The organism is Mogibacterium sp. CM50, from assembly GCF_000293155.1.
Lineage (GTDB): Bacteria > Bacillota > Clostridia > Peptostreptococcales > Anaerovoracaceae > Mogibacterium > Mogibacterium timidum.
Genome location: NZ_ALNL01000012.1, coordinates 1 through 19706, shown reverse-complemented (window position 1 = coordinate 19706; position 19706 = coordinate 1). Strand labels below are relative to the sequence as shown.

At 49.4% G+C, this 19706-nt stretch carries 14 protein-coding genes and 1 tRNA gene; all 15 read left to right on the top strand.

Annotated elements, in window-relative coordinates:
- The first annotated feature begins 118 nt into the window (after positions 1-118).
- Positions 119-1540 (top strand): MocR-like pyridoxine biosynthesis transcription factor PdxR, encoded by a 1422-nt coding sequence (pdxR, locus tag HMPREF1152_RS01355; RefSeq protein WP_009643349.1) that lies wholly within the window; start codon positions 119-121, stop codon positions 1538-1540.
- Positions 1533-2909, top strand: a complete 1377-nt coding sequence (surE, locus tag HMPREF1152_RS08850) for a 5'/3'-nucleotidase SurE (protein WP_009643463.1) — start codon at positions 1533-1535, stop codon at positions 2907-2909. The genes pdxR and surE overlap by 8 nt, the downstream gene beginning before the upstream one ends.
- 161 nt (positions 2910-3070) lie before the next feature.
- Positions 3071-4297, top strand: coding sequence for an MFS transporter (locus tag HMPREF1152_RS01345; protein ID WP_009643343.1), 1227 nt, complete (start codon positions 3071-3073; stop codon positions 4295-4297).
- A gap of 369 nt (positions 4298-4666) precedes the next feature.
- Positions 4667-5089, top strand: a complete 423-nt coding sequence (locus HMPREF1152_RS01340) for a potassium channel family protein (protein WP_009643383.1) — start codon at positions 4667-4669, stop codon at positions 5087-5089.
- Positions 5090-5495: 406 nt separating this feature from the next.
- Positions 5496-6191 (top strand): response regulator transcription factor, encoded by a 696-nt coding sequence (locus HMPREF1152_RS01335; RefSeq protein ID WP_009643471.1) that lies wholly within the window; start codon positions 5496-5498, stop codon positions 6189-6191.
- Positions 6191-7819: a sensor histidine kinase gene (locus tag HMPREF1152_RS01330; RefSeq protein WP_009643365.1), complete on the top strand. Its 1629-nt coding sequence runs from the start codon at positions 6191-6193 to the stop codon at positions 7817-7819. Before HMPREF1152_RS01335 ends, HMPREF1152_RS01330 begins: the two co-directional genes overlap by 1 nt.
- A 491-nt stretch (positions 7820-8310) precedes the next feature.
- Complete coding sequence (gene purE, locus HMPREF1152_RS01325; protein WP_009643355.1) at positions 8311-8802, top strand: 5-(carboxyamino)imidazole ribonucleotide mutase; 492 nt, start codon at positions 8311-8313, stop codon at positions 8800-8802.
- A 35-nt stretch (positions 8803-8837) separates the two neighbouring features.
- Positions 8838-10304, top strand: a complete 1467-nt coding sequence (purF, locus tag HMPREF1152_RS01320; RefSeq protein ID WP_009643518.1) for an amidophosphoribosyltransferase — start codon at positions 8838-8840, stop codon at positions 10302-10304.
- 1 nt (position 10305) lies between these two features.
- On the top strand, positions 10306-11355 hold the full coding sequence (gene purM, locus HMPREF1152_RS01315) for a phosphoribosylformylglycinamidine cyclo-ligase (protein ID WP_009643396.1): 1050 nt from the start codon (positions 10306-10308) through the stop codon (positions 11353-11355).
- A gap of 197 nt (positions 11356-11552) precedes the next feature.
- Positions 11553-12149, top strand: a complete 597-nt coding sequence (gene purN / locus HMPREF1152_RS01310) for a phosphoribosylglycinamide formyltransferase (RefSeq protein WP_009643509.1) — start codon at positions 11553-11555, stop codon at positions 12147-12149.
- Complete coding sequence (gene purD / locus HMPREF1152_RS01305) at positions 12086-13411, top strand: phosphoribosylamine--glycine ligase (protein ID WP_330368066.1); 1326 nt, start codon at positions 12086-12088, stop codon at positions 13409-13411. The genes purN and purD overlap by 64 nt, the downstream gene beginning before the upstream one ends.
- Before the next feature lie 264 nt (positions 13412-13675).
- Entirely contained in the window at positions 13676-17383 is a 3708-nt protein-coding gene (locus tag HMPREF1152_RS01300; RefSeq protein WP_009643364.1) for a phosphoribosylformylglycinamidine synthase, read from the top strand.
- A 269-nt stretch (positions 17384-17652) separates the two neighbouring features.
- Positions 17653-18798: a butyrate kinase gene (buk, locus tag HMPREF1152_RS01295; protein ID WP_009643366.1), complete on the top strand. Its 1146-nt coding sequence runs from the start codon at positions 17653-17655 to the stop codon at positions 18796-18798.
- 269 nt (positions 18799-19067) lie between these two features.
- A tRNA-Thr gene (locus HMPREF1152_RS01290) sits at positions 19068-19144 on the top strand.
- Positions 19145-19181: 37 nt separating this feature from the next.
- A partial coding sequence (locus HMPREF1152_RS01285) for a GTP-binding protein (protein WP_009643380.1) occupies positions 19182-19706 on the top strand: 525 nt, incomplete at its 3' end.

Below are 19706 nucleotides of genomic sequence, written 5' to 3'. Positions count from 1 at the left end.
TGATTTAAATTTAATCATTGTGTAGCAAACTGGCGAGTATTATAATAGCAATATATTGCAGCCATGAAAATGTACAATTACTGTAAATTTTTAGAATACAGATAGGGGAAATTGCACGATGAGAAGCATTATTTTCGATTTTGAAGATAATAATAGCCAAAATCTATATATACAGATTTTTGATCAGATTAAGGCGAGAATTCTTTCCGGGGAGTTTGAGGCCGGCATGAAGCTGCCCTCGCTACGCGGTCTTGCAAAGGCCAACGATATCAGCGTGACAACGGTTGAGACCGCATATAACCAGCTGTTGGTCGAGGGCTACATTGAGAGTCGCCCCAAGTCAGGCTACTATGTGAGCGACGACATTTCGGGTGCCGTAGGCGCCGGCGAGGCCGGGGATGAGCTCACGTTGGATGAACTGCTGCCGCCGGAGAGCAGCAAGACTGCCAAGGAGAGATCGCTCATATATGATGAGGAGAGCTTTGAGTTCTCCAAGTGGAAGAAGTGCATGAGCAAGGTGTTTAACGAGTATGCGTATGCGCTGCAGACTGAAGCGGACGTACAGGGAGAAGCGGCTCTCCGCTATGAGATTGCCAAATACCTTTACGCAGGCCGCGGTGTAAAATGCTCGCCGGAGCAGGTAGTGATAGGCGCCGGCTCGCAGCAGCTTGCCACGCATCTCATTCGAATACTGAGAGATCTCGGCATCAGCAACGCAGCGATGGAATTTCCGGGATATGGACCGGTTCGCGAGATATTTAAGGATGAAGGGGTAAGCCTTTCCAATATTCCCGTTCGTGAGAACGGCATCACGATTGAGCGTTTGCCCGTCAATATGAGAAGTCTCGTGTACGTCAATCCTTCAAATCAGTTCCCGTCAGGTGCAGTAATGCCGATAGGCAGGAGATATGAGCTGATAAAATGGGCGGAGGACAACGACAGCTATATATTGGAGGATGACTACGACAGCGAGCTCAGATATTTCGGTAAGCCTATTCCGGCTTTGCAGGGCCTCGACAGGTCGGGAAGAGTCGTGTACCTCGGCTCCTTCTCATCAACGCTTTTTGCATCAATCAAGATTAGCTATATGGTGCTGCCGCATGAGCTTGTGGAGGTGTTTAACAGAATCAAGAGTCGTTACGCACAGACATGTTCCAAGGCGGAGCAGATCTGCCTTGCTCTCTACATGGAGGATGGGTACTATCACAGGCACATCAAGAAATGCAGGAAGCGTAACGCCGAGAAGCTCCATACCACGATGGAGATGTTCAAGGAATATGGCGATGGTTTGATTGAAGCCATAGATTCCAAGTCGGGACTGGCGGTCATGCTTAGGATTATGCTTCCTGTGCCGGCGGAGCAGCTCTGTCAGCTGGCAAAAAACGTGGGACTCATGATGAATCCCGTTTCGGATCTCTGCACGGAGGAGGAGCAGGTTCTGTATTTCTATTTCTATAGGGTTTCGGAACCGCTGCTGAGGCTGCTTATCAAGATGTATGTAGGAAATATAAAGAAGGGAATGAGGTATCTCAATGAATAGAATATTAGTTGGCAACGACGACGGAATAGAATCGTTTGGACTTCGTACGCTGGTACGCTTTCTGTCTCACATGGCGGAGGTGTATGTTGTAGCGCCTGCTTCGCAGTGCAGTGGACACGGGCAGGCTATAACTCTGAGCGGTCTAGTGACTGCGCGCGAGATTGAGCTGGAGGGAGCTGAAAGGGCGATTGCTCTCACAGGTACGCCTGCGGACTGTGCAAAATTCGGTATAGATATGCTGAGAGCTGAAGGAATTGAGCCGGATTATGTAATCGGCGGCATCAATCACGGTGGGAATGCAGGCACAGATATCAATTATTCGGGTACCTTTGCAATTGCCAACGAGGGTGCTTTGAATGGATATAAAGCACTTGCACTATCGGTGACCAGTCACAGCGCGACACATTTTGAATACATCTGCGAGATGCTGCCGGAGCTGCTTGAGGTAGCCAAGCAGCTACCTCAAGGAATAATCCTCAACGTGAACTCGCCTGACCTGCCCAAGTGGCAGATTAAGGGGACAAGGTACACTGAGGCAGGTGGAATCGGATTCGATAACACCTTTGTGAAGGCCGTTCATGAAACGGACGGCATGAACGAAGCTAATGGCAGCAATTCTCCGGCGACTAATGCAGGTGTCATTGAGCTTTCATCGAATGCAGTAGATCCCTCGCACATTAACGGTGAATATAGGTACAGGGCCGACGTCACAGACGGAAGTGCTGCACCTGCTTATACAGATCTCTACGCTCTTGCGGATGGCTACGCAACAGTTACGCCATACAGAGTGAACCGCGTAGACAGCGGTATGCTGGCCAAGCTCCGCGGACTCAGCTCCGACAGAACCTTGTGTATAATCATGGATGTGCAAAAACACATGATTCCGGAGATGAGGAAAAGTGAGAGGTTCATGAACAATGTGCTGAAGCTGGCAAGATGCTTGAATATACTTGAACTGCCAACGCTGTTAACTGAGCAGTACGGATACGATTCGGAGCCGGTTGCAGGAGAACTCAAAAACGAGCTGCGTAGCTATGAGAAGATAGATAAGGTTGACTTCGATTGCACGACTTCGCCTGACCTGGAGGCTCTGCTTCAATCGCACAAGGGCAACAGGATTGTGCTGGCCGGACTGGAAGCGCACATAAGCATAATGCAGACTGCCAAGAGTCTTATGGCCAAGGGGTACGATGTACAGGTAATCAAGGATTGCTGTGCGTCTAAACAGAAGGAGCCCATGGAGGCGGCTATGCAGACGCTTGCTGATGAGGGGTGCACAATTACCACTCTTGAAGCGTTTGCCTACGAAGAAGTCGGCAGTACAGTGGACTTCGCATACAGGCATATCAGGGCAGCGCTGGAGATATAGTGCTGTAGTTATATGCTGAATATGAGAAATGCTGCTAGAAAATAGACTCAAAAAGTGTTATCATTTAGTGCATTAGTGCTCGAATTGGAGTATTATCATGATTTTATGCGTCGCGACGGTGGAATGACGGCGTTACTAGGTAAGGACAGGTGGTTTAAGAAATGAACAACAAAAGATGGTTGTATCTCGGGGTGGCTACTATTTCGACGCTATTCCTCGGTCTGATTTACGCATGGTCGCTATTCAGAGCACCTTTCAGCGAGGTGTTCAAGACATGGACAGTTGCGCAGATGTCTATGACCTTCACAATCTCGATGATTATGTTTTGCTTGGGCGGACTCATCGGCGGACAGCTTGGCAAGAAGTTTGGAGTTAAGGTGAGAATACTCATCGCAGCAGTGCTGTTGCTTGTAGGCTTCTTCATGGTATCTACTCTTAACCCGGCAGATGCATCCGGCAGCCTTATGAAGCTCTACATATTCTACGGTATATTTGGCGGAGGCGGCGTAGGTATAGGGTATAATGCTGTAATCACTACTATCACCAAGTGGTTCCCGGATAAGGTCGGTCTCGCCTCAGGAATCATGCTTATGGGCTTCGGCCTGGGCGGGCTGGCTCTCGGAAGCGTTGTAACCAAGTTCATCGCCGGCATTGGTATATTCTCTACATTTAAGCTGCTCGCAATCGCAATCTTCGTTGTGCTGCTCGTAGCTGCGATTATCATCAAGGCTCCGGAAGCACCGACAGCAGGTGCGAGCAAGACTGCCGCAGCTGATGACAACACACATCACTATACCTCGGCGGAAATGATGAAGACTTCGAGATTTTGGATCTTTTTCCTCTGGGCTATCGCCCTCAACTCGGCCGGCCTTATGGTAATCAACAGTGCTGCGAATATCTCAGTTGCTTACGGCGGTTCGGCAGTTCTCGGTATGATCGTTTCGCTATTTAACGGAGCAGGCAGAATTGTTGCAGGCAACAACTTTGATAGGTTTGGACGTAAGACTTCATCTATTGTAAACAACATCTTCATGATTATCGCAGGTGCCTTGCTCATTGCAGGGGGAGTGAGCCACTCGCTCATCCTTGTTGTGATCGGACTTATCTTCGTAGGATTGTCGTACGGAGGAACTCCAACGATCACATCAGCGTACGTCAATAAGGCCTTTGGAGCGAAGTATTTTGCCACTAACTTCAGTATTGCCAACTTCTCGCTGATTCCGGCGGCTATTATCGGACCGATAATTTCAGCCAAGCTGCTCGAGGCAGCAGGCGGCAAGTATGATTCAAACTTCCGCGCCCTTATTGTATTCACCTTAGTTGCCCTTGCTCTGTGGATTGGGCTCAACATCGCCAGCAAGAAGAGCGACAACGAGGATTACAAGTAGGCGGAGAATCGCAGGAGAATCGGAATACTGCGACAATATGTATGCAAATGGCGGTGGTGCATGAGAGCCTGCCATTCCGGAATTTTTTTACGAGGCGACGCCGGTCGTCTCGTTTTTTATGCGGCCGGAAGATGGAGTCTGTCTCGGGGCGGACTCATTCATTCCGACCCTTCTTTTATCATATGCTCATTGCAGTATTTAATAAATTTTTCCATTTCCGTTTTTAATTCTTCACAGTTTCTGAAGTGAGTTCTACAGCTTAGTATAAAGCACCGATTACATTCTTTTCAGCAGTATTATTGCAGAGCGCTTCCGCGAAAATCTGATATAATTGCAGTAAATTATTTTTGATTTCAGGGAGGATAGAGAATGAAGAAATTCAGACTATTCTGGTCTATCGTTAAAAGATGTCGTGCCGAGAAGATAACCTTCGGCTTTTTCGTCAGCTTTTTTATCGTCTCGCTGATCATCATGATCCGCGAACCGGGAATATGCACATATGGTCAGGCCATGTGGTACACCTTCGTATCATGCACGACCATCGGTTTTGGCGATATCACGGTAAGCACCGCGTTGAGTAGGCTGCTGACCGTCTACATGACCTTGTATGAAATCATTTGGATTGCCATTCTCTCCGGAGTCATCGTCAGCCACTATTTGGAAGTCATCACCCGCAGGGAAAAAATAACCGCAACGGAATTTCTGGACAAGCTGGAACATCTGACTGAGCTTGACAAGAATGAGCTGCAGGAACTGTCAGATAAAGTGCGGGAATTCAGAAAAAATTCATAGGCAGTATAGCATGAATAGCAGAAAAGCAAAAGTTGCTTTATTCGGAATATTGAGTTTCATCATGGGCGCCGCGGCGAGCGCTTTCCTACCCGTTTTGAGCGTCGCTTCGTTTCTCTCCCCACTGCCGGGAAGACGTGCAGAAAAATCACGATAAAGGTGAACACCAAAAAATCATAAGGTGATATGAAGGAGCGTTAAGATGATAATCAAACTCGATTTTTTGGCAAAACTTTTTGTTTTTTATGATGACAGTTCTTTCATATGTGATGGTCTACGGTAATATGAACATCAAATGAAGGAGAAAGTATTTACTCGTTAAAGAAATTATAATAAATATCATCGAATTTCTTTTGTTAAATGATATATACTTCTATTCGTAAGGACACTATATTAAGGAGGAGTTGCAGTGAAAATTCTGGTTTGCGATGACGATAAAGAGATTGCAAGAGCGATAGAGATATATTTGAATAATGAAGGCTTTGAGGTAATCAAGGCATATGACGGGTTTGAGGCTCTTAGCATTGTTCGCAGTGAGGATGTGAAGCTCGCCATCATGGATGTGATGATGCCTAAGCTCGACGGGATACAGGCTACACAGATGATTAGAAATGAGAAGGATATTCCGATTATCATGCTGTCTGCCAAGTCTGAAGACTACGATAAGATTATCGGGCTGAATATCGGAGCAGATGATTATGTGACAAAGCCGTTCAATCCCATGGAACTCATCGCGCGTGTCAAGTCACAGCTCCGCAGATACACTCAGTTCGGAAGTGCTGCGGAACCTTCAGAAGAGGGTATTTACAGAGTGGGAGGACTTGTAATTGATGACAACAGCAAGAAGGTAACAGTTGACGGGAGAGATGTTATGCTTACAGCTACAGAATTTGGAATACTGAAGCTTTTTGCGGAAAATCCAAACAGAGTGTTTTCGATGGGACAAATTTACGAAGCTGTGTGGGATGAACCGGCGTATAATCCGGAAAATACTGTGGCCGTACATATAAGGCATATAAGAGAGAAGATAGAAATCAATCCCAAGGATCCCAGATACATCAAGGTTGTCTGGGGTACCGGATATAAGCTTGAAGGAGATAACTAATGAAGCAACAGGTCGTGACGGATGAGTTCCGCGGACTTAAGTCAAAAGTTGCCGTGGTATTAGCTACGGTCAGCACCGTGCTGCTCATCATGGCTGCAAATCGAATCCTCGTATATGAGGCATATACGAGCGACGACTTCAACGGACTCGTCGATAAGAAGAGGATAGTCAGCATCCTCACGACGAATTTTATATTGCTGCTCGTGTTTGTTGCGCTGGCACTGGCGGGGCTCGTATTTGTGGTGTATTTTTCCGGCAAATACACTGAGAAGGGCAAGGTCAAGCTTAACCTCCTCGATCGTGTATTTCCCGAGCTTCGACTGCTGGCGATATTTGCGCTAGGTGTCGGAATCATCATGGCGGAGAACATGTATTTCAGATATCTGTCCTCGGGTGCAACACTGGAGCGGATACTTAAGACTATCGCCAAAGGACAAGTAGTAACTCAGGAATTCAGAGACAAGACCTTTGAGGTAATGGGCAGAGGCTACGAGTTCAAACCCGAGTGGGTGGAGGGCTTTGCAACCATAGCTGCCATGACGTTGTTCATATTCTGCGCGATTATACTGCTTCAGTCGCTTGTTAAGAATATTAAAAACAACGATTTATTCGAGCGTTCAATTGTTGGCAAGATTCTCATCTCAATTCACAACGCAATTATATCTAAGGACGTAACCATCAAGAAGCTCTATCTGGGATTTGCATTGCTGCTTCTGCCTACGCTCATATGGCACTGGTGGGCAATAATCGCTCTGTTGATTGCTATAGTCTATGTTCCGAGGTGTTACAATGACTATGCCATGGTGCGCAGCGGGATACGCGCTATCAAGGACGGTGATTTCAATCAGAAGGTGGTGGTCAGACATAAGGGAGAGTTTGAGAGGCTAGCCGGAGACATCAACGATATAGCTAAGGCCGAGGAAATCGCTCTTGAAAATGAGCTTCGCAGCCAGCGTCTCCGCAACGAACTCATATCCAACGTGTCGCATGACCTCAAGACTCCGCTCACCTCTATGGTGACCTACATCGACCTGCTCAAGCTGCAGGGACTCGACAGCCCTGATGCTATGTCATATCTTGAGATTATCGAACAGAAGACCAAGAGACTGCAGAAACTCAGCGGAGACCTCTTTGAAGCCACCAAGGCTTCCAGCGGAGCGATGCCTATCAACATAGAAGTAATCGATCTCAACGGAGTTGCACAGCAGGCTATCGGTGAGCTCAGCGACCTGCTCGTGTCGAGCAATATCGAGGTGCATTTTGAAAATAATCAGGAGCACGTATTTGTCAACGCCGACGGTAAGATGCTGTGGCGCGTAATCGAGAACCTGTTGACAAACGTCAGCAAATACAGCCTCCCCGGCACCAGAGCTTATGTCAAGGTGCGCGAGATGGGCAAATTCGCGGCTCTGGAGATCAGCAATGTATCAAAGGATGCGCTGGATATCGATCCGGACGAACTGATGGAGAGATTCAAGCGCGGAGATAAATCCCGAAACACTGAGGGCAGCGGGCTTGGTCTCGCCATTGCACGCGATCTCATGCATATGATGAATGGAGATATCAGACTGGGAATTGACGGGGATCTGTTCAAGGCAAGAGTGCTCGTCCCCAGAGTCGGTCAGTGATAACAGAGGTATTACATGATGAACGCATTTTCGCGTTGTTCATAGCCGTTTGCTTACCGATGGCAGGATGTAATAGCGGCGGCTGCAATATCGCAGCAAAAATATCGGATATGAATAGGCTGACACAACAAGTGATTGTTGAGTCAGCCTATTACAGTTGCATCAGAGCGGCGAGATACTCACCAAGTGGGGCCGATATAAAAACGTATGTAGCATGTACACAAACGAGGGAAAAGTTGATCATAATGGAAATACTTAAAAGTGCATAAAAACCGAACACGTATAAGATCAGGTCAAAGTATACTTCGGAAAAATCTCCGAAATCCGCACAAATTTATATAAATGCCGCATTAAAATACGGGTTTTGATAACCCTTTTTGTTGACAATAGCAGCTCATATGATAAATTTAAATTACAAGCTTTTGACAACAATTACGTGTTGATGCGCGTGTATTTGTACAGTGTTTAAGGACGGAGGCCGATAGATAATTATGAAGAAAGTTGCAGTAATAATGGGTAGCGACAGCGATCTGCCAATCGTTGAAAAATGCATTGAAGAGCTGAAGAAATATGAGATTCCAACTGAGGTTCACGTGTACTCGGCACATAGAACACCGGATGAAGCTATTGGATTTGCAAAGGCTGCAGAAAGAAATGGCTTTGGCGTTATCATTTCGGCTGCAGGTAAGGCGGCACATCTCGGTGGAGTGCTCGCAGCGAACACAGTTCTGCCGGTAGTGGGGATCCCGATCAAGGCATCCTCACTGGACGGCATGGATGCGCTCCTGTCCACGGTTCAAATGCCGCCGGGAATACCGGTTGCGTCGATTGCAATTGACGGCGCCAGGAATGCGGCGATCTTTGCCGCCGAGATCCTGGCGGTTTCAGATGAGAAACTGAGGGCAAGTCTTTGGGAAGAGAGAAACAAGGCTCGCAATGACGTAATCGAGAAGGATGCAGCAGTAAGCGCTAAGTTCAATTAAGTATGTAGTTATTCTAATCAGCAGATACTGTACAGATGGATATTAAGGTTAGGAACAGTATGAGTGAGTTAAGAGAAGAATGCGGAGTTGTAGGTGTTTTCTCTCCCAGGGAGGCATATGAGATAGGCAGGACAGTGTACTACGGCCTATATTCACTGCAGCACCGCGGACAGGAGAGCTGCGGAATAGTGGTCAATGATGATGGTGTGTTTTCGAGCCACAAGGATCTCGGTTTAGTCAATGACGTGTTCAGCACTCGTGAGCTTGAGGCTCTCGGGCAGGGCGGCATGGCTATCGGTCATGTGCGCTACGGAACTACAGGCAAGAATGAGCGTGCAAATGCTCAGCCAATCGTTGTCAATCACATCAAGGGAAGCATGGCCGTCGCACATAACGGCAACATAGTAAATTCCGCAGAGCTGAGACAGGAGCTGGAACTCAAGGGCTCTATCTTTCAGACCACGAGCGACACGGAGGTAATCGCTTATCTCATCACCAAGGAGAGACTGCGTTCAAACAGCGTAGAGGAGGCGATTAATGCAGCTATGAATAAGCTTAAGGGAGCATATTCCCTTTGCGTTATGTCGCCCAACAAGCTCATCGCAGTTCGCGACGACAGAGGCTTCAGACCTCTCTGCTATGGGCTGACAGAGGACGGCAGATATGTAATCGCTTCAGAGTCATGTGCGCTGGATGCTGTGGGAGCGAAGTTCGTAAGAGATATCGAGCCGGGGGAGATTGTGATTTTTAATCATGACGGTATCCGCAGCATCAAGGAGCACTGCAACCAAAAGCCAAAGTCAATCTGCATATTCGAGTACATCTACTTCGCGAGACCGGACTCCAAGATTGACGGGATCAGCGTTCATCGCGCTAGAGTTGAGGCCGGCCGTGCGCTCGCAATCGACTACCCGGTAGAGGCCGACATTGTGATAGGAGTTCCTGATTCGGGTCTCGACGCCGCAGTTGGATATTCGAAGCAGGCGGGTATCCCTTACGGCATGGGCTTTGTCAAGAACAAGTACATCGGTCGTACGTTTATTGCACCTGGACAGGCGCAGCGCGAGAAGCTTGTAAATATCAAGCTTAACGTCATAGAGGAATCTGTCCTGGGGAAGAGAGTTGTCATGATTGACGATTCTATCGTAAGAGGTACGACTTCGAGAAACATAGTCGAGAAACTCAGAAATGCAGGAGCCAAGGAGGTTCATCTGATGCTTACAGCTCCACCGTTTGTTGACGAATGCTACTACGGAACCGACGTGTCGGATAAGTCACAGCTCATAGCAGCTAATCACACCGAGAATGAGATTTGCACGCTCATCGGATGCGACTCGATTGGATTCCTCAAGATGGACAGATTGCACGAGATGATTGGCAGCGAGCCGGGCAAGGGGTATTGCAGCGCTTGCTTTGGGGGTGAGTACCCGGCAGGGAGAGCTGTCACAGGAAAGTTTAAGTTCGAGATTAAGCTAAGCGATAGGAAGAAAGAGGAGAACTGAGATGAAGAGCCGGAGCGAGAGCTACAAGGAAGCGGGAGTAGATATCACTAGCGGATATAGAGCTGTTGAGCTGATGAAGGAGCACGTGGGCAAGACCATGAAGTTCGGTAATACAGCACCGGTTGGAGGATTTGGCGGGTTGCTGCAGCCTGATCTGACAGGCATGTCCGAACCTATTCTAGTCAGCGGAACTGACGGAGTGGGAACCAAGCTCAAGCTTGCATTCCTGCAGGATAAGCATGACACTGTAGGTATCGACTGCGTGGCGATGTGTGTCAACGACATCATCTGCGTCGGTGCAAAGCCGCTGTTCTTCCTGGACTACATTGCTTGCGGCAAAAACGTGCCGGAGAAAATCGCATCCATAGTTAAGGGTGTTGCGGACGGCTGCGTTCAATCAAAGTGTTGTCTGATTGGCGGCGAGACTGCGGAGATGCCGGGCTTCTATCCGGAGGATGAGTACGACCTGGCCGGATTTGCAGTAGGAATCGTGGATAAAAGTAAGGTTATCGACATCGAGAAGGTGGGTGAGGGCGATGTTGTCATCGGAATTGCATCGTCGGGCATTCATTCAAATGGATATTCGCTCGTCAGGAAGGTTTTCGACGTCGAGAACATCGATCTCTCCGTGAAGAGGGGTGATCTGGGCGGCAGATCTCTCGGTGAAGCGCTGCTGGAGCCTACCAGGATTTATGTAAGGTCTATGACAGAGCTGTTCAAGGAGATGGTACCGCATGCTGTAATGCACATCACCGGCGGCGGCTTCTACGAGAATATCCCCAGAGCGCTTCCGAAGGGAATGACGGCCAGGATAGATAAGAGCAAGCTGGAGACACCGGAGATCTTCAAGGTTCTGGCTGAGACAGGCAGCATCCCGGAGCGTGACATGTTCAACACCTACAACATGGGCATCGGCATGACGGTAGTTGTGTCTCGCGAGGACAGCGAGAGGGCTCTCGAGATCATACGTGGTGCCGGAGATAAGGCTTATGTCATCGGGGAGATTGTTAAGGGCGACGAAGGCGTGATCATCGACGGAATCGAAGGTTAGTCCGGCACCGATAACGAAGTAGACGGAGTTATCGCGCGAGATCATCGACGGAATCGAAGATTAAGCGACGCTTAATGCTAATGCGCTCGATATGGCCATATAGGGGATGTAAAGACTTCTAACCGCATAAAAGCATATTAGCAAATACCTGGATAGAAATATTAGATTTAACAATTTACACAGACGGAGACGAGAGAATGAGCAAGTGCGCAAAAGTTGCAGTTCTAATATCGGGCGGTGGCACCAACCTGCAGGCTATCATAGACAGGTCACAGGCCGGCGAGCTGCCACATGCTGAGCTCGCGCTGGTAGTGTCGTCGTGCGGGAGCGCCGGCGGACTGGCCAGGGCGGAGAGAGCAGGAATTAAGCATATATATATCGAGAAGGACAATTTCGAACAGAAGCTGATATCACTGCTCGAAGAGAACGAGATAGATATCATCGTACTCGCGGGCTTCCTGCGTATACTTAGCGAGGATTTTGTCAGCAGATACCCTGATAGAATCATCAATGTGCATCCATCACTCATCCCTTCGTTCTGCGGAGAAGGATTTTACGGGCTGCACGTGCACGAAGCGGCACTCGATTATGGCGTAAAGGTCACCGGGGCGACAGTTCATTTTGTAAACGAGATTACGGATGGCGGCAAGATAATCGCTCAGCGCGCGGTTGAGGTCCAAGAAGGCGACACTCCGGAAATTCTGCAGCGCAGGGTCATGGAGGATGCTGAATGGAAGCTACTGCCGGCGGCAGTCGAGAAGGTTGCGGCAGAGATAGTTGCAAGGAGAGGATAATGGATATTGCAGTAATTGGCGGAGGAGGCAGAGAGCACGCTATTATCAAGGCTCTCAAGCACAGCAAGGGGGTATCGCATATCTACGCGCTGCCGGGTAACGGCGGAATCGCGGAGGATGCGGAGTGTATAGCCATCGGAGCAAAGGAGCTTGACGCTATTGTTGACTTTGCGGTTGAGAAAAAAATCAACTATGTCGTGGTTGCTCCCGACGATCCGCTGGTGCTCGGTCTGGTTGACATGCTCGATGAGAAGGGCATACCTTGCTTTGGGCCTGACAAGGCGGCGGCTATCATAGAGGGGAGCAAGGCTTTTTCCAAACGGCTCATGAAGAAATATGGAATTCCGACTGCATCGTATGAGATTTTCGACGATATGGATGCAGCTCTGAAATACATTGAGACTTGCCCGATCCCGACTGTTATCAAAGCGGATGGGCTGGCACTCGGCAAGGGCGTGATAATCGCCGAAACTCGTGATGAGGCTAGAGTCGGACTTCGCACAATCATGGAAGATAAAAAATTCGGTGCCAGCGGCGACACGGTCGTTATCGAGGAATTCCTGGATGGACCTGAGGTAAGTGTCCTATCGTTCACAGACGGCAAGGTAGTAAGGCCGATGGTTTCATCCATGGATCACAAGCGTGCACAGGATGGTGACAAGGGGCTCAATACCGGGGGAATGGGCACTGTAGCACCTAATCCGTATTACACACCGGAGATTGCCGAGGAGTGTATGACCAAGATATTCCTGCCTACGATCAAAGCTATGGCTGAGGAAGGCAGAGTGTTCAAGGGCTGCCTGTATTTCGGCCTGATGATTACCGAGGATGGGCCTAAGGTAATTGAGTATAACAGCAGATTCGGCGATCCGGAAACTCAGGTAGTGCTGCCTCTGTTGGACGGTGATCTGCTGGAGATAATGAGAGCGACTACAGACGGAACGCTCGCAGATGTCGATTTCACATTCAGAGATGAAGCAGCTTGCTGCGTTGTGGCAGCGTCCGACGGATATCCGGTTGCTTATGAAAAAGGGTTTGAAATCACTCTTCCGGATGAGCGCGAGCACATCTACATCGCAGGCAGTAAGCTCGTAGACGGCAAGCAGGTGACCAGCGGCGGCAGAGTCCTCGGTGTGGTCGAGACTGCGGAAACTCTGGGAGAGGCCATAGATAAGGCATATGCAAAGCTCGAGGAAGTTCACTTCGATAACATGTATTTCAGGAAGGATATCGGAACCAAAGCTCTCGAGGCACTTAAGTGAAATCATAAATTCAGCAGACTGCATATCGCCACATCGCCCGCAGTGGCCTGAGCGTTCCCGGTCCCCGCGGCGTGGCGGTAATCAGCGCAGCAATCGTATATTTCAGATATTTCAGACAATCGTTAGACAGTAATAGACATACCTTTTGTAAGATGCCCGCTAAAGACATTTTACCATCAGGACATCCAAGGTTGAACAAGTTATTGTATGACACATTTCATAAGAAGATGTGTCGGTAAAACATATTATACGAGGAGTAATGGCATGGTCAAAGCTTTATACGTAGAGAAGAAGCCGGAATTCGCGAACAGGGCGAAGGAGCTCATCAAGGAGTTTAAGGAGAGCCTGCAGATTGTGAATCTGACTGACATTAGAGTAATCAACAGGTACCTGATCGAGGATCTATCAGACGAAGCATTCCTCGAGGCTGGGGAGACGATTTTCTCGGAGCCGCCTACGGACACCAGCTGTACAGATATGGATTTCCGTAAGCAGCAGGTAATCGCAGTTGAGTATCTGCCCGGACAGTTCGACCAGAGGGCAAGCTCAGCTGAGGAGTGCTTGCAGTTCATAGCACCCGACGAGACACCGACTGTAAAGTCTGCTGTCATCTACATCCTCGAGGGCGAGCTGTCTAACGATGAGCTCGAGAAGATCAAGGAGTATCTGATTAACCCGGTTGAGTCGAGAGAGGCTGCGCTTGGCGTGCCGGCAACACTCCGATCCAAATATCCGGATCCGGCGCCGGTGGCTACAGTCAAGAACTTCATCAATTTCACAGACGCAGACCTCGAGACATATCTAGTGGCAAATTCGCTCGCTATGGATATCGAGGACCTCAAGATGTGTCGCGAGTACTTCAAGGGACTGGACAGAGATCCAAGCGTGGCAGAAATCAAGGTTATAGATACGTATTGGTCAGACCACTGCCGTCACACGACCTTCAACACGACTATCAGAGGCGTTGTATTTAAGGATGAGACTATCAACAAGACCTTCAGTGAGTATCAGGAGCTGCGCAAGCAGCTGGGCGTGCACAAGCCAATCAGCCTTATGAATGTTGCAACCATCGCGGTCAAGGCACTCAAGGAGAACGGCAAGCTGGTGGATGTCGTGGAGTCGGAAGAGATTAACGCATGCACAGTTGATTTTAAGGCGAATATTGACGGTGAGGATCAGGATTGGGTGCTGCTGTTCAAGAATGAGACACATAATCATCCGACTGAGATCGAGCCTTTTGGAGGAGCCGCAACCTGCATCGGCGGAGCTATCCGCGATCCGCTTTCGGGCAGAGGCTATGTATACGCTGCTATGCGCGTGACAGGTTCAGGCAATCCGCTCACCCCTGTGTCGGAGACCAGAGAGGGCAAGCTCTCGCAAAAGAAGATTACAACTACTGCTGCCAACGGATATAGCTCATACGGCAACCAGATCGGACTTACGACCGGTCTCGTGGACGAAGTGTACCACGAGGGATATGTGGCTAAAAGAATGGAGGTAGGTGCAGTTGTTGCCGCTGCTCCGGCTTCTAACATCAGACGCGAGAGACCGGCTGCCGGCGATGTGGTTATTCTGCTAGGCGGCAGAACCGGCAGAGACGGAATCGGCGGAGCGACCGGCTCGTCCAAATCGCACAGCTTGGAGTCGCTGGAGACGTGCGGAGCCGAGGTGCAGAAGGGCAACGCTCCCGAGGAGCGAAAGATTCAGAGACTGTTCAGAAATCCGGAAGCGACTACCCTCGTAAAGCGCTGCAATGACTTCGGCGCAGGCGGTGTATCCGTCGCTGTCGGAGAATTGGCAGACGGACTGGATGTAAATCTTGACAACATTCCTAAGAAGTACGATGGGCTGGACGGCACGGAGCTCGCTATCAGCGAGTCGCAGGAGAGAATGGCTGTAGTCGTTGCTGCTGAGGATGCTGAGAAGTTCAAACAGCTGGCAGAGAGTGAGAACCTCGAGGCGACAGAGGTTGCAAGGGTGACTGAGGAGGCATACCTCACGATGTCGTTCAGAGGCCAACAGCTTGTGAATATTTCTCGTGAGTTCCTCGATACTAACGGCGCCGAGAAGGAGGCTGACGCTGTTATCGAGGGTGCTCGCAGATACGATAAGGAGATTCCGAGGGACTTTGAGAAGGGCATGAAGGATCTCGTCTCCGACCTCAATGTGTGCTCTAAAAGAGGCCTGTCCGAGAGGTTTGACTCTACAATCGGAGCCAACACAGTCCTGATGCCTTTCGGTGGGATCAACCAGAGAACCCCTATTCAGGCGATGGTGCACAAGATTCCGATGCTTGAGGGTGAGTGCAGCACTGTGTCCATGATGGCATACGGCTTTAACCCATACATCTTAGAGCAAAGCCCTTATCACGGCGCATATTTGGCAATTGTTGAAAGCGTGGCCAAGCTGATTGCGACGGGTGCAAGCTATGATCACATCTATCTCAGCTTGCAGGAATACTTCGAGAAGCTCGGAGACAATGACAAAGCATGGGGCAAGGCTTTCGGCGCAGTCCTGGGGGCGTTTAGAGCTCAGATGGAGCTGGGCATCGGAGCTATCGGAGGCAAGGATTCCATGAGCGGAACCTTCGAGGATATCCACGTGCCGCCAACGCTGATTTCATTTGCCGTGACCACAGATGAGCTGGACAAGGTGGTGTCTCCGGAGTTCAAGAGGCGAGGACATGAGGTCGTATGGCTGAGACCGGAGCTTGGTGAGGACGGGCTGCCAACTGCAGAGTCGCTCATCAGAAACTTCAATATGGTCAGGAAGCTCGTAGACAACGGACTGGTTGCGGCATGCTATACGCCCGGATTTGGCGGGCCTGCAGAGGCAGTATTCAAGATGGCTATGGGCAATAATATCGGTTTTGAGTTTGACGCGGACATCTCGATGCGAGAGATGTTCGGTTATGCTTACGGCAGCTTCATTATCGAGACAGGTCAAAACATCGAGCTTACGGCTGACATGAAGCTGCTGGGTAAGACTGTTGCTCGCGAATCAATCGGCAGCAAGAAGGGGCGCGTAAGGCTTGTCTCGCTGTGCGATCTGTACGAGGGCAAGCTTGAACCTGTATACAGCTGTAACATCGAGACACCGAAGGTCAGCATTCCGGACATGATATACAGGACCAGAAGCGATGCGGCACCACGCAATGCTGTTGCTAAGCCTAAATTCCTCATCCCTGTATTCCCGGGTACCAACTGCGAATATGATACAGCCGGAGCAGTCGAGAAGGCCGGCGGAGAAGCAGAGACTTTTGTAGTAAACAATCTCACAAGTGAGCACCTCAAGAAGTCGGTTAAGGACTTCGCGAAATCGCTCTCCGAGTCACAGGTGCTATTCCTGCCGGGCGGATTCTCGGGTGCAGATGAGCCGGACGGCTCCGGCAAATTTATCACTTCGTTCCTTCGCAACGAGGAGATTTCCGAGGAACTGATGAAGCTTCTCGACGAGAGAGACGGTCTAGTTGCCGGCATCTGCAACGGGTTCCAGGCATTGATCAAGCTGGGGCTGCTCCCATATGGAGAGATCGGAGTGCAGCAGTCAGACAGTCCAACGCTGACATTCAACAATATCGGCAGACACCAGTCCAAGCTCGTTAGAACTAAGGTGTGCTCGACCAAATCTCCTTGGCTCAGAAGGGCAAGCGTCGGGCAGGTTCTGACTGTTCCTATCTCACACGGGGAGGGCAGGTTCATAGCTAACGATAACGACATAGACACCATGCTCGAGAATGGGCAGATACTGACACAGTACGTGGATTTTGAAGGAAATCCAACTATGGATATCCGGTTCAATCCTAACGGTTCGACCATGGCTATCGAAGGAATCCTTTCTCCGGATGGCAGGATTCTCGGCAAGATGGGACACTCCGAGAGAATAGGGAAGGGCCTGTACAAGAACGTACCCGGCGAGTTCGAGCTCGGTATGTTCGAGTCGGCAGTTTCTTATTTCAGATGTGAAGAGTAGAGCTGTGCTGCGACGAGAAATAATCACATCCGTCCACCTTGAAATCGGTAATCTTGATGTGAAGAGCAGAGTAGTATGACGGCGAAACATAGCAGGCTGACCGATTGGTGATATGCTGCTCTAAATAAGACGCAGCTTGCTATAATATATGAGTCTTTACCAATTGCATAGCGCAATCGTTACTGACATTAAGGTATGCGAATGTGATATACTACATGACGTAACATCAGGTAATGTATTTATTATGATTTTGAAAGGGAGATGGATACATGAGTAAAGAGAGAATTCTTGTACTTAATCTAGGGTCGACATCAAGCAAGATTGCCGTCTATGACGATACGCAGGAAGTTTTCAAAGAGACAATCAGGCACACTCAGGAGGAGATGGCTCAATTTGACGATATCCTCGATCAGTTCGATTTTCGCAATGAGAAGGTTAGAAACACTCTCGAGAACAACGGCATCGGGGTTAACACGCTGACTGCAGTATGCTCAAGAGGCGGCAATATCATCGCGTGCCCGCACGGAGCTATCGGTATCGATCAGGAGATGATCGACTATCTGACTAGACCGGATGACACAGCTAAGCACGCATCCCTGCTAGGTAGCATGATCGCATTCAATCTCAAGCAGGAGTTCGGAATCCCCGCTTGCATCTACGACGCAATCGGAACAGACGAGATGCAGCCAATCGCCAGAGTTTCCGGCGTTCCGGAGATTCCCAGATATACGGTTGGACATACTCTGAACACTAGAGCAATGGCTATCAAGTGCGCTAACGAGGTGCTCAAAAAGCCTTTTGACGAGTGCACATTCATTGTCGCTCACATGGGTGGCGGAAGCTCAATTAGACTGTACCACAACGGTGTTAACATCGATTGCGTTAACGACGACGAGGGCAACTTCTCGCCTGAGCGCGGCGGCGGAGTTAGCTGCAAGGATCTTGTTAACTACTGCTTTACAACAGATGAGGATGCCAAGACTGTAATGAAGAAGTTCCACGGCGCAGGCGGACTCAAGGCACACCTCGGTACTACAGATGCTATCGAGGTCGAGAATATGATCGACGCGGGTAACGAGTATGCCAAGGCGGTATACGAAGGGATGGCTTACGGCATAGCTAAGGATATAGCTAAGCTCGCAGCTCCGGTATCCGGCAAGGTTGATAGAATCATCCTCACAGGCGGAGTTGCTTACTCCAAGTTCCTCACAGGCAGGATTGATGAGATGGTAAGCTGGATTGCGCCGATTGAGATGATGCCGGGCGAGTTCGAGATGGAAGCTCTTGCAGGAGGTGCGCTCAGAGTGCTCAGAGGCGAGGAGCAGCTACAGAATTTCGGCGAGATCAAGGCTGCAGCAGTTGACAGAATCCGCATCTGCAAGGGGGTTGACCCATACACAACACCGGCGAAATAGTTATTTCGGTTCTTACTTATAAGCTCAAACAAGCTCAAACTGCCACCGTATCGTGGCAGTTTTCTATTGTAAAAATCGCACGACCATCCCGCTGAATCCCCGTGCCTTATTTTGCGTGCGTTCCGACTCTTCGCGAGTGCTCGGAGCACTGCGATTTATGAAAGCGATAAAGACGACATAAGCCTCAAACGATACTCGAACGATAAAGGTGACAGAGGTCTCGAAATATTGACAGGCTGCGCTATTTCGTGTACTATTCATGTATACGTGCTGTTGTAGCTCAGGTGGTAGAGCACTTCCTTGGTAAGGAAGAGGTTCGGCAGTTCGAGTCTGCTCAACAGCTCCAACAATTTTTAAAGTAAACACATTCTAAGGAGGCTATCATGGCAAAGCAGAAGTATGAGAGAACCAAGCCGCATATCAACATTGGTACAATCGGCCACGTTGACCACGGCAAGACAACTCTGACAGCGGCAATCACAAAGACTCTTCACGCAAGATATGGACTCGGAGCAGACGTAGCATTCGACCAGATCGATAAGGCGCCGGAGGAGAAGGCAAGAGGAATCACGATTTCATCTGCACACGTAGAGTATGAGACACCAAACAGACACTACGCACACGTAGACTGCCCGGGACACGCCGACTACGTTAAGAACATGATCACAGGAGCAGCACAGATGGACGGAGCTATCCTGGTAGTGGCGGCAACAGATGGACCGATGCCTCAGACAAGAGAGCACATCCTTCTGTCGAGACAGGTAGGCGTACCATACATCATCGTATTCCTGAACAAGTGCGATATGGTAGATGACGAGGAGCTGCTGGATCTCGTAGAGATGGAGGTAAGAGAGCTTCTTGACGAGTATGAGTTCCCCGGAGATGACACACCGATCGTAAGAGGATCG